12 protein-coding genes and 1 pseudogene are annotated in these 12,436 nt (G+C 39.5%); 4 read left to right on the top strand and 9 right to left on the bottom strand.

Going from position 1 to position 12,436, the window contains the following annotated elements; all coding sequences use genetic code 11:
• Positions 1 to 174 precede the first annotated feature (174 nt).
• The 6 genes from F9856_RS11080 to pcrA all read right to left on the bottom strand — a co-directional run bounded on the left by F9856_RS11080 (position 175) and on the right by pcrA (position 6,211).
• A complete protein-coding gene (locus tag F9856_RS11080) occupies positions 175 to 426 on the bottom strand; it encodes a phage holin (protein ID WP_202106636.1) in 252 nt (83 codons plus the stop codon).
• 242 nt (positions 427 to 668) lie between these two features.
• A complete protein-coding gene (locus tag F9856_RS11085; protein WP_202106637.1) occupies positions 669 to 1,433 on the bottom strand; it encodes a CPBP family intramembrane glutamic endopeptidase in 765 nt (254 codons plus the stop codon).
• A gap of 67 nt (positions 1,434 to 1,500) precedes the next feature.
• Positions 1,501 to 2,184 (bottom strand): YjjG family noncanonical pyrimidine nucleotidase, encoded by a 684-nt coding sequence (locus F9856_RS11090; protein ID WP_202106638.1) that lies wholly within the window; start codon positions 2,182 to 2,184, stop codon positions 1,501 to 1,503.
• Positions 2,185 to 2,573: 389 nt separating this feature from the next.
• Positions 2,574 to 3,242: a GmrSD restriction endonuclease domain-containing protein gene (locus tag F9856_RS11095; protein WP_202106639.1), complete on the bottom strand. Its 669-nt coding sequence runs from the start codon at positions 3,240 to 3,242 to the stop codon at positions 2,574 to 2,576.
• A gap of 354 nt (positions 3,243 to 3,596) precedes the next feature.
• A complete protein-coding gene (locus F9856_RS11100; RefSeq protein WP_328708157.1) occupies positions 3,597 to 3,881 on the bottom strand; it encodes a zinc ribbon domain-containing protein in 285 nt (94 codons plus the stop codon).
• Between the two features lie 50 nt (positions 3,882 to 3,931).
• Positions 3,932 to 6,211 carry a DNA helicase PcrA gene (gene pcrA / locus F9856_RS11105; RefSeq protein WP_202106640.1) on the bottom strand — a complete coding sequence of 760 codons (2,280 nt, stop codon included), beginning with the start codon at positions 6,209 to 6,211 and terminating at the stop codon, positions 3,932 to 3,934.
• A gap of 201 nt (positions 6,212 to 6,412) precedes the next feature.
• Between pcrA and F9856_RS11110 the strand changes: the two are divergent.
• Positions 6,413 to 7,121 (top strand): annotated as a pseudogene (locus F9856_RS11110) (helix-turn-helix domain-containing protein); the annotation flags it as partial.
• 8 nt (positions 7,122 to 7,129) lie between these two features.
• Here F9856_RS11110 and topA read toward each other — a convergent pair.
• From topA to F9856_RS11125, 3 genes are all read right to left on the bottom strand, one after another.
• Positions 7,130 to 9,223 carry a type I DNA topoisomerase gene (gene topA, locus F9856_RS11115; protein WP_202106641.1) on the bottom strand — a complete coding sequence of 698 codons (2,094 nt, stop codon included), beginning with the start codon at positions 9,221 to 9,223 and terminating at the stop codon, positions 7,130 to 7,132.
• A gap of 92 nt (positions 9,224 to 9,315) precedes the next feature.
• The gene (gene dprA / locus F9856_RS11120; protein ID WP_172062786.1) at positions 9,316 to 10,158 is read right to left on the bottom strand and encodes a DNA-processing protein DprA; all 843 of its coding nucleotides are present in this window, start codon (positions 10,156 to 10,158) and stop codon (positions 9,316 to 9,318) included.
• A gap of 58 nt (positions 10,159 to 10,216) precedes the next feature.
• Positions 10,217 to 10,774: a sugar O-acetyltransferase gene (locus F9856_RS11125; protein WP_172004126.1), complete on the bottom strand. Its 558-nt coding sequence runs from the start codon at positions 10,772 to 10,774 to the stop codon at positions 10,217 to 10,219.
• Between the two features lie 128 nt (positions 10,775 to 10,902).
• Here F9856_RS11125 and F9856_RS11130 point away from each other — a divergent pair, with 128 nt between their 5' ends.
• From F9856_RS11130 to trhA, 3 genes are all read left to right on the top strand, one after another.
• Complete coding sequence (locus F9856_RS11130; protein ID WP_202106642.1) at positions 10,903 to 11,214, top strand: rhodanese-like domain-containing protein; 312 nt, start codon at positions 10,903 to 10,905, stop codon at positions 11,212 to 11,214.
• A 96-nt stretch (positions 11,215 to 11,310) separates the two neighbouring features.
• Positions 11,311 to 11,757, top strand: a complete 447-nt coding sequence (locus F9856_RS11135; protein WP_202106643.1) for a DUF1836 domain-containing protein — start codon at positions 11,311 to 11,313, stop codon at positions 11,755 to 11,757.
• Positions 11,747 to 12,397 (top strand): PAQR family membrane homeostasis protein TrhA, encoded by a 651-nt coding sequence (gene trhA / locus F9856_RS11140; RefSeq protein ID WP_125184224.1) that lies wholly within the window; start codon positions 11,747 to 11,749, stop codon positions 12,395 to 12,397. The genes F9856_RS11135 and trhA overlap by 11 nt, the downstream gene beginning before the upstream one ends.
• The last annotated feature ends 39 nt before the right edge of the window (positions 12,398 to 12,436 follow it).

The raw sequence follows: 12,436 nt of genomic DNA on the forward strand, positions 1-12,436 counted from the left end.
CCTTTCGACTGGTGGACATATATGATGTTAAATAGTCGTATTCACAAGTAAAGTGATTTATATACAAAATAGTTTTTTAGGAAATACTGACTGCATTTTGAAAAATTAGTATTAGCTAGAGATACTGAACTGTAAGTACAGCTGAGATATCTCAGCAATAGTCCCTACCAAACATTATTGTTGATTTTTAGATGACATACCGTTTTTTACGATGTCTTCTACCTTCACATCCGGTTTATTATTTAGCACTCCTAAAAATACAAGAATACTAAGGATGATACAAATCGTCTGCTCGATTTGGTTTAAGGTACGACTACATTCAATATTAAAATAACAAAATAGGACATTATCAACGAGCATCAATACTAACGAAATGAGTCCAATCCAAAACATATGTTTTTTTAAACGATTCTTTATTTGTTTCATATCTATACTCCTTTTTGATGTATAAAAATACATTTTAACATAAATAAACCGTTAATTCAAAAAAATATGGGATAAAAATATGATAAAGCAATCGAAATTTGACTGAACAGATTAAATATATCAGCACAATAAAACGGGTGATGATACCGAGTTGATAGAAACTACATATCATCATCCGTTTGTCAGTTGTAAGAGAGAAAGAAATTTTATCCGATTAGCTTGATGTCCGTTCTTCTCATTGTTTACCCTGCAATAAACAATGAGAAGAAACTTGTACCAACCATATCCGCAAGAGCATGTCCTAAGAAATATGGCAATAAATTATCATTTTTCTTTGTGTACATGTAGTAATAGAAAAGGCCGAAGGCTACACCAATAACAAGAGCAGATACCATTCCTTGATAGGTATGGAAAGATATACGGACAATTGTTGAAAAGAGTAAGACCAGCGAACGCTTTTTCTTATCTGTACTCAACAATAAGCCTAAGAAAAAGAACTCTTCATAGAAGCCATTAAACAAGGAATAGATAACTGTACTGTAGTCAACGGCTAGAAAACGGTTGAGCACTGTCATGATATTCCAGTCATAGTAAGGCAAGTATCCGAGGAAATTATACCCACCAGACAGACCTGGAATATATGAAAATGCTGTAAATGCCAAATCGCTAATCAGACCAGCACCGATGAAAATCAGTGGTCCCCAGAGCAAAACTGTCCACTCTAATTTTACTTTTAGCTGCTTGAAATCATAATTCCGAATCAATAAATACACCAGGGCAAACAGGAATAATTTTCCTTGATTGGCTAGAGCCCACCAATTATCGGCTGGACTAAACGATAAAACCCCTGTTTCAACGGTTTCTGTTGCGGAAAATGATGCTATCCATTGCATGGTTGAGGTATAAATAGCATTACCACATAAAATCGTTGTGATAATAAACAAATCTATCCAAGTGAGTTCTTTTAGGGGCTTTGTTGGACGAATGCGTCTCAGTAAGCTTTTCACTTTTTCCTCCTTATAGTGTATTTTTTATTACAAATATACGAAAAATCTTATAAAATTTTAAAACATTCTATAGTAAGTCTAATAATTCTTGATAGCTATGAATGGTATAGGTTGGAACTGCCTTACTATTATTTATCATATGAGTCGGATTGTACCAAACAGTATCCATGCCAGCATTATTGCCGCCTTGAATATCTGCTGTCAAACTGTCTCCAATCATTAAGGCTTGGTCAAACTGAAAACCTGAAATCTGCTCTGCTATTTTTTCATAAAAATCAGCCGCAGGCTTTTGCGTCCCCATCTGCTCAGAAATAAATACTTCTTTAAAATACGATTGAATCGGTGAGTGAAGCAAGCGATTTTCCTGTATATAGGTCACGCCATTGGTCGCTGCATAAATCTGGTAGCCTCGGTGTGTCAATTCCTGCAAAAGCTTATCTGCACCTGTAAAAATTTGTCCCTGCCGCCCAATAAATTCTTGGTAGCGCAAGGCCATCTCCCTTCCATCAACTTGCCGACCAAAGTGGGCAAAGGTCCGTGAAAAGCGGGTGTTTATTAGCTCTTTCTTTGTAATGTTCCCTTTTTCCAAATCCTCCCACATACCCTGATTGAGCGGTCGATAGACTTCTTTAAAAGCCGCAATGTCCTCTACTTGCATGGATTCAAAAAATTGTGTCAGAGCAACTTCTTCTCCGCGATTAAAGTCAAGAAGCGTGTGATCTAAATCGAATAATAGATGTTTGTAAGCCATAGGTTTGAATCCTTTAAAATAAATATAATAAATCTTATAATGAGGCTGGGCAAAAAGCCCAGGCTCACTTCTCAGAGTTCATGTCAACATCTCAGCGCAGTGGTTGGTTGGCAGATTTGTTCGTGTTTTGCACTCCAAATCTGGCCTCTACGACTGATGCGAACAGAGTTCGCCTTATCTCCAACCTCAAACTGTCTCCCAGACAGTTTTGTAGCGAACTTTGTTCACTCTATTTCCAACTTCCAACTGTCCCCCAGACAGTTGGAACTATGCGGGGGTGGGAGTGAAACAGTCTGGGGATAGACTGTTTCAGCTCAACAACTTAAAACGAAAAATTGTTGACGAACTCTTTTTTGACCTAATCAAGTTCTTTCCCACTCCCTTCTTAATTAATAAAAAGGTTGCAAAACTTCATTATAAAATAAGCTAAAATTCCAAATATCATTTTGCTTAAATATATTAATAAAATCATTCTGTAGCTGTTCTTTACGACAAATTAATAACTTTTCGTAATCTTTTTCACTAATTGCATTGCTTCTAAAAACCTGATTAATATAGAAATCTTTTTCTTCGAAGCCGCGAATAATTTCTTTTTTCTCTTTAAATAGAGCCTCTTTGTATGTTGCATCGCCGTTTAAATCTCTGGAAATTAAAGTAAGATTGCCAAGACTATTTTTTACATGAGTCCTGAAAGGTTTATTGCTATATTCATCATCAAATTTACTCAATGAAAAAATATGTTCAATTTCCCACTTTTTTTCATTACCAAATCCGTAATATAGCTCAGAAAAGTTATATTTTCTACTCTCTGGTCTATATGCCCTTTCAATGCTAATTAAAATAAAACGCAGAAATTGTTTGTTATTATCAATATAGAAATTTTGTACATTTGTTATATTTGACAAATAAGTTTCCAAATGATACTCAATTTCCTCTATGGATTGAAAACCTACTTTAACCTGGTATGGTGTCCTATGTGTCTGATAAAAATCTTTCCATACATTTTCACCATAAACCGCAATAAATCTATCTTTAAAATCTTTTACTGTAATTTCCATAACATGATTAGTATATCACATTATTGAACTTCAATCTAATGCAAATGAATCTTTTTGAAGCTCCGAAAAGTATATACCACATTTATGTTACTTTATTGAAGCCCTGAATTGTCAAATGAACTCACTCGCGATTCATTACCAAAATTATTTCGCTCACTTTTCAGTCCCACATTTAACAATTCCATCAAAATTTATGATGAAAACTATTTTGACTCACCAAAAAATACCCTTGAAACCAATCACTTCCAAGGACATAAAATCGTTAACTGACATCTATCAACTTGATTATTAGGTGTAAATTCTGAGAAACGATAAGTCATTCAGAGATAACTAAGTTTCATTTAATCACCAAGGTCAACGATTACTTTTCCACCGTTGTGTTTTCTTCAACATCAGGGGATAACTTGCTTTCATAAGAAATTTAACAAAGGCATTACCCTGACCGTTTGAAATTGCATTTTTTCCTTTGACCAACATTTGTTCAAATGTTATATCTGGTTCTAAAAATTCACCGTCGGCATAGCAGTACGAGCAAAACAAATTAGAGTGGCTGCCGTCTTTCTCTGATCCACGAACATCTTGACCATGCAAATTTAAGGGCATGGCACAAGATTGACAAAATTTTTCCATTATTTTCATACCTCATTTTCGAAGATAGTCTATTCTATCATAAAAAAGTCTGTTTGTTTCTACTCTTCCTTACTAATCGGTGCTAAGCTGGCCAGCACTTTTTTGAGGCCCATTTCTGGGAAATTGATTTTGAGTTCTTGGTTGTTGCCAGAGCCTGCTACTTCCAGAACAGTTCCTCTGCCCCATTTCTTGTGGACTGCGATGTCACCAACTGACCAGTTGGTGCCTGAGCCAGACGATTTGTTACTTGATGCGAAAGGCATACTGCCTCCGAGCTTAGCCGATGGTTGTACGGATGCTTTTCGACTTTGCATGGCTTGTTGCAAACTCATGCCTTGTCCAAACTGTGTCGCTCTGCCATTGACATAAGAAGCCTTAAAGCTAGTATTGGCTGGACGAGCAAGACCTTGATAATCCAATAGGTCGCTAGAAATTTCGCGAATAAAGCGGCTTGGCTGGTTGTAGTTGCTGCGACCAAAAAGGAGTCGAGAATTGGCATTGGTCAGGTAAAGGGTCTGCTCTGCCCGTGTAATACCAACATAAGCAAGTCGTCGTTCTTCTTCCAATTCGTCCTCTTCTTCTGCTGCACGACTGAGTGGGAAGACATTTTCCTCCATACCAATCAAGAAGACAACTGGAAATTCCAGCCCTTTGGCTGCGTGGAGGGTCATAAGAGTCACTTCTGAAGATTCTGTATCGCCATCATCTGTGTCAGCAATCAGTGCCAAATCAAGCAGGAAGCGTGTCAAGCGATCCAGACCTGTCTCTTCTTCCTCAGTATCCTTTTCGTCAAAGTTTTTGGTAACAGACAGGAATTCTTGAATGTTTTCTATGCGAGCATTGGCTTCCAGCGTATTTTGTGCTGCAAGGGCATCAATGTAGCCTGTTTGGTTCAATACTGCCTCGACTACTTGGGTAACCGTCAAATTGTCTAATTGATTGCGAAGATTATAGAGGAGATTGGCTAGGTCAAAGACTGCCTGCGCTGCCTTGCCTTTAATCGGTGATAACATTATATCCTGAGAAGCTTCTAGCAAGGACATGCTGTGGCTGGTCGCAAAATCACGGAGTTTGTCAACCGTACCAGGTCCAACGCCACGTTTGGGCTCATTGACAATGCGTTCATAGGAAATATTATCCGATGGATTTGCGATGATATTCAAATAAGAAATCACATCCCGGATTTCCTTACGGCTGTAGAACTTGGTGCCTCCAACCATGGTATAAGGGATATTAGATTTGAGCAGGGCTTCTTCAATGGTACGGGATTGGGCATTAGTCCGATAGAGTACAGCAAAGTCCTTATAAGCCTTGCCTTCTCGGTGCAACTGGTCAATCTGCCCCGCGACAAAAATCGCCTCGTCATTTTCATCCCGAGCACGATAATAGGTAATCAAATCCCCTTGGGCATTCTGTGTCCAGAGTTTTTTTGGACGGCGATTGCGGTTGTTTTCGATGACCTCATTGGCAGCCTGCAAGACGTTCTTGGTCGAACGATAGTTTTCCTCCAAAAGCACAACCTTGCTCTCTGGATAGTCCTTTTCAAAGTCTAGAATATTCTGCATATCCGCTCCACGCCAACCATAGATAGACTGGTCCGCATCTCCGACCACGCAGATATTCTTGAAACGTGATGCCAGGAGCTTGACTAATTGGTACTGGGCATGGTTGGTATCCTGATACTCATCGACATGGATATACTGGAATTTCTGCTGGTAATAGGTCAGGACCTCTGGATTTTGGTCAAAAAGGCGGAGCGTCAACATGATCAAATCATCAAAGTCAACGGCCTCTGACTGTCTTAGTTCCTTTTGATAAGCCGTGTAGCATTTAGCAACAATCTGCGTGTATAGGTCGCCTGCCTGGGCTTCAAATGCCTTGTCATCAATCAAGTCATTTTTGGCATTGGAAATGGTTCCTAGAATAGAACGCTCACTCCACTTTTTCGGATCTAAATTAAGATTTTTCAAAATCCGTTTCATAAGGCTACGCTGTTCACCTGGATCGACAATCGTAAAATTGCGGTTGTAGCCGATATGGTCTGCATCTCGGCGTAAAATACGGACACACATGGAGTGGAAGGTAGCAATCAAGCAATCTTGCGTAGCAGGATTGAGGGCATAGGCCCGCTCCTTCATCTCACGCGCCGCTTTGTTAGTAAAGGTAATGGCTAAGATATTCCAAGGATTGACCATTTTTTCATCAATCAAATAAGCGATACGGTGGGTCAGGACTCGCGTCTTACCCGAACCAGCCCCTGCCATAATCAAGAGCGGACCTTCAGTTGTCTGTACCGCTTCTGCCTGTCTGTCATTCATTCCGTTTAATAATGGGTTCATTTTCTCATACTTTCTCTAAAAAATCATTCTCTCCATTATACCAAAAAATCTCTCGATAAGCAGTTGCAATGTGATGGATGACAAGCAAAAAAGCCCAGGGTAAATTCCCAAAGTAAGTTCTAGTCTGTCTTAAAAACTGGAAATTAGACTGAGACAAAGAAATAAGGTAGAACTTACTATGGGACAAGTTGGTAACTGACAATGAAAAACAAACACTTAACCCTCTCTGATCGCAATGATATTCAAATAGGAATTGAACAACTTAAGCCCTTCTCAGCTATCGCTGTTAAGCTAGGAAAAGACCCGTCCACAATCTCAAAAGAAGTTCGGAGAAATAGGGTGATAAATGAGAACTCTAGTACCTCCAATTGTGAGGCCTGCCCTTTACTCAAAAAGGCTCCTTACGTTTGTAATGCCTGTCCGAAAAAGAGAAACAACTGCGGATACCAGAAACAGTTCTACTATGCAAAAAGAGCTCAGCTTGATTATGAAGCTAAGCTCTCAGACTCGAGAACAGGTGTTGCACTAAACAAGGAAGAATTCTATCGTATGGACGAGATTGTCTCTTCAGCCATCCAAAAGGGACAACACCTCAACCACATCATCGCCTCAAACGAACTTTCGGCATCCAGAGCTTCTATCTATCGATACCTTGAAAAAGGGCTATCTGTCCACAAAGCCCATTGATTTCCCCCGTGTCGTGAAATTCAGAAAGCGGAGAACCAGAAACCTACAACCCATTCCTAAAACTGCCAAAGAAGGACGGTCTTACGAGGACTTCCAACGCTTTCTCACAGAGAAAGGAATCAGCTATTGGCTGGAAATGGACACCGTTACTGGACGGATCGGCGGAAAGGTACTTCTCACATTTAACCTCTCCTTCTGTAACTTTATCTTCGCTCGATTACTTATTTAATCTTATTTAATCTTGTCTTCTTCGTAGTCACCATTTGGACAGACGACCTGTTTACCACCACCACGAACTTTTTTCTCAACGAGATAATGGTCACATTTTGGACAGGCACGACCAACAGGTTTATCCCATGAGGTAAATTCACACTCTGGGTAGCGATCACAACCATAGAAAAGACGATTGCGTTTGCTCTTGCGTTCAATGACCTGCCCCTTGTGACAGTCCGGACAGATCACGCCGATTTCTTTGGTGATTTGCTTGGTATTGCGGCAATCAGGGAAATTACTACAAGCATAGAATTTTCCAAAACGACCTAGTTTAATGACCATTTCATGCCCACAAACATCACAGTCAAAGCCAGCTGGTTCATCCTTAATTTGGATTTTTTCCATCTGTTCTTCTGCCTTAGATAATTCTACCTTGAATGGCTGATAGAAACCGTCAATGACCTTCTGCCACTGCTCTTTCCCGATTTCTACATCATCCAATTTTTGCTCCATATCAGCTGTAAATTTGACGTTGACAATATCTGGGAAAAATTCAACAATCAGCTTATTAACGATTTCTCCAAGCTCAGTCGGTTCAAATCGCTTAGCCACAAGCTTAACATAGTAACGTTTTTGAATAGTTTCAATCGTTGGTGCATACGTAGATGGGCGACCTACACCATTCTCTTCTAATGTCTTAATTAAGGTTGCTTCAGAGTAGCGAGCTGGTGGCTGAGTAAAGTGTTGTTCTGGATTTGTTGACGCGCGTACCACCGTGTCACCTTGTTCCATATCTGGCAACATTTTATTTTTATCAGCGTCGTTATAGACAGCCATATAACCATCGAATTTTACTTGGCTACCATTAGCAGCAAAGACAATACCATTTTGACCTAAACGAACACTCATGGTATCAAAAATTGCTGCAGCCATCTGACTTGCGACAAAACGATTCCAAATCAGTGTATATAGTCGCAACTGGTCCTTGTCCAGATATTTTGCAATTGATTCAGGGGTTAAGTTAACATTTGATGGACGAATGGCTTCGTGGGCATCTTGTGCACCACTGGCATTTTTTACTTTATTACCATGCTTTGAATAGGTAGCACCAAAACGCTCCGTGATAAAGTCAGCAGCTTGTGCTTGTGCAACAGGGCTAATACGTGTTGAATCCGTACGCATATAGGTAATCAAACCTTGGGTACCACCTGTGCCAAGACTGACACCCTCATAAAGTTGTTGAGCAACCATCATGGTTTTACGAGTACGGAAATTGATTTTATTAGCTGCATCCATCTGCATAGTAGAAGTTGTGTAAGGCAGAGGTGCATTTCGTTTGCGTTCCTTACGCTCAACCTGTTCTACTAAGAAATCATCCCCATCAAGTCGGGCGAGAATTTCTTTAACCTGCTCATTGTTTTCAACCTTGACTTTTTTTCCATCTAAGCCATAAAAGCTGGCTTGGAATTTCTTGCTCCCCTTTTTAAAGGTTGCATCAATTGTCCAATATTCTTCTGGTTTGAAATTGCTGATTTCATTTTCACGGTCGATTATTAATTTGAGCGCAACCGATTGAACACGTCCTGCTGACAGACCTTTTTTGACTTTCTTCCATAAAATAGGTGATATGGAGTACCCTACAATACGGTCTAGAACACGGCGAGCCTGTTGGGCATCGACCAAATCGTGATTAATAGCACGAGGTTCCTTGAAGGCATTTTTTACTGCATCTTTTGTAATTTCATTAAAGACAACACGGTTTTTATCGTTTGCGTCCAATCCCAAAATATGAGCCAAATGCCAAGAAATCGCTTCTCCTTCACGATCCGGGTCACTTGCCAGAAAGACTTGTTTGGCATTTTTTGCCTCTTTCTTCAAGGAATTGATAAGCGGACCTTTTCCGCGGATATTGATATATTCAGGTGCATAGTTGTTATCAAAGTCAATAGACATACTAGATTTCTTCAAATCTCGAATATGCCCGACTGAAGCAACGACCTTATAATTTTTACCAAGATATTTTTCGATTGTTTTTGCCTTAGCAGGCGACTCTACAATAACGAGATTTTTCTTGGTTGTTGTTTTTTTCTTACTAACTGTTTTTGTAGCCATTCTTATACCTTACAAATATTTTTAACCTCACAAAGAATATACTATTTTTCAGTCAGTGTCAAGCTATTTATTTTCCTATAGGAAGACTTGTTTTAAAATTGATACTCAGAAATGATGTCCAAGCCTGATGTAACGCACTTTGCTCCCTCTTGAATCAGATGATGACAACCATCTGATTTTCCGTCCATAATGGAACCTGGAATAGCATAGACTTCTCTGCCTTCTTCCAAGGCACGTTCGCAGGTAATCAAGCTACCAGACCGCATTTTTGCCTCGCAGACTACCAATCCTTCCACCAAACCAGCTATAATGCGATTGCGTTCTGGGAAATGGTATTTGACTGGCTGGGCACCCGGTTCATACTCAGTCAGCACCAAATGGTGTTTTCCAATATAGGTCTGCAAATCCTTATTTTCTTTTGGATAAATATTATCTAAACCTGTTCCGATTACAGCAATGGTTTGTCCACCATTTTTCAGGCTAGCAATATGAGCAGCTGTATCAATTCCCCTTGCCAGACCACTAACAATGACGAAACGATTATGGAGTTCCTTGATAATTTTCTGAACAGACTGAATACCATTTTTACTTGCATTTCGTGTACCAACGACTGCCAGCTTTGATTTTTCTAGCAATTCTAAATCCCCTTGATAAAACAAAAGTACAGGTGGATTGTAAATCTGTTTGAGTGCCAAAGGATAGATGTCATCTAAAATTGAAAATGATGGATACTTATTAAATTCCTCGCGACAGGCTTTTGTATCTAGATTCTTATAATTTTCCATAAATAGCACTGGATTTTTACATTCAGACACTACAGCGACATTTCGCAAGGTCAATTTTTTTCCGTGTTTTGCTTGATAGGCCAAAACTTTATTCACATTAAGATTGGTCAAACCTGCTTTTTTCCATTTAAACAATTCAAAATTATTCATTTTCTTCACCTCATCTAGTCTATTCGCAAGGCAAAGAAAAAATTCTCCCGAAGAAGAATTATTTTTTAGGTATTTCTTTGATAACACGCGCAGGATTACCAGCCAAAACGACATTATCACCAAAAGACTTGGTCACAACGGAACCAGCACCAACAACAACATTGTTGCCCAAGGTCACGCCAGGTAAGATTGTCACACCACCACCAGCCCAGAAATTATCACCAATTGTTATAGGAGCCCCGTATTCCAAGCCTGAATTACGTTGGTCTGGATCCAAAGGATGTAGGGGAGTTAGCAACTGTACATTGGGACCAAGCATGGCATTTTTGCCAATGGTGATAGGACAGACATCCAACATGGTACAGTTAAAATTTGCATAAAAATCCTCACCAACATGAATATTGCTACCGTAGTCACAATAGAAATTTGGCTCCATATAGATGCGTTGGCCTGTAGTTCCAAACCAGTTCTTCAATTGCTCCGAGCGGGCTTGTCCATCTAGTTCTACGTTAAATTTTTTCATCTGTTGGCGGGCAAAGGTTCGCATCTCTCTCAATTCAGCATCTCCAGCCCGGTAAAATTCCCCAGCAATCATTTTTTCTCTTTCTGTTGGCATGCTTCTGCTCCTATTTTCTTCTTAATACATATCATAGGATTTCTTATTCTAAAAGTCAATCTTTCTTGACAAGTCCAGCTAAGATTTGGTATTGTTCTTATTAATTTAAACCAACGAAAGAGGGAATCATGCAAGAAAAACATGAACAAACTATAACTTTGACTACTGCAGAATTGCTTGGGTTGATACAAACTGAATCGGTGCAATTGCTAGATGTTCGTGACCCAGAAGAATATTCAGTTGGTCATATTGGTGGTGCTATTAATTGTCCCATGGATCGAATTGCCGCATTTGATGGACCAGTCGACCAACACTATCTCCTCATCTGTAAGAGCGGAAAACGTAGCAAGCTGGCTAGAGAAATCATGTCATCTAAAGGATTTAAGGCAAATGATATTGCAGGTGGCATGGATGCTTGGGACGGATTGATTGTGAAATAAGGGTATTTCGGAAAGGAAGCATCCTTTTTCTTTACTTTATTTTTTAAAAATTATATAATCTAGTTATCATTACCAGATAAAAGAGAGTAGATAATCATGAAACAAACCATCCCCTACTGGCATGAACTGCCAGACTTGGACCTCTACCTGGATCAAGTCCTCTTGTATGTCAATCAGGCGACTGGCTCATCGGAGCAATTGGAGCAGAAAAGTTTGACGGCTGCAATGATCAATAACTACGTCAAACACAAGCAGCTCGAAAAACCTGTTAAGAAAAAATACCAAAAACAACAAGTAGCCCGCTTGATTGCCTTGACTATCTTAAAGAATGTCTTTTCCATTCAAGAAATCAGTCAGACCTTACATCTTCTTCGACAGACAGATAGTTCTGAAACACTATACAATCATTTTGTTGACTGCATGCGAAACGAGGAAAATGAAGAAACGCCTGACATCATTCGCTACGCTTGTCAATCTGTCAAACTTTACTACAAAACCCGTCAACTCACTGTTGAGTTAGAAAGGAAATTTCATGAATCCTAGTTTGAAATTAAGTCTAAAACTTTCATTTGGTGAAGAAGTCGCAAATAGTGTAACACATGCAGTTGGGGCCTTGCTTATGCTGATTTTACTCCCTATTACTGCTATTCATTCTTTTCAAGATTATAACGTGACAGCGGTAGTCGGCATGTCCATTTTTGTCATCAGCCTTTTCCTAATGTTCCTATCCTCTTCTATCTACCACTCCATGCCCTATGCTTCTATTCACAAATACATCCTGAGAATTATCGACCATAGCATGATTTACATTGCCATCGCTGGAAGTTACACACCTGTTGCCCTTTCCTTGGTCGGTGGTTGGCTGGGCTATCTGATTGTAGGCTTGCAATGGGGTTTGACCATTTTCGGTATTCTCTACAAAATCTTTGCCAAAAAAATCAATGAAAAATTTAGCCTCTTTCTCTATCTCTTTATGGGCTGGTTGGTGGTCTTTATCCTGCCCGCAATTCTGCAAAAGACTGGAATAGTATTTGGCATTCTTATGCTGGCTGGTGGCTTATCCTACACCATCGGTGCCCTCTTCTATGCCAAGAAAAAGCCCTACTTTCACATGATTTGGCACCTCTTTATTCTACTGGCTTCCGCACTACAATATATAGCCATTGTCTATTTTATGCTATAAGAAAACAGCTTCTAGATTGTTCTAGAGGCTGTTTTTACG

Origin of the sequence: Streptococcus suis, assembly GCF_016743335.1 — a bacterium.
GTDB lineage: Bacteria > Bacillota > Bacilli > Lactobacillales > Streptococcaceae > Streptococcus > Streptococcus suis_Y.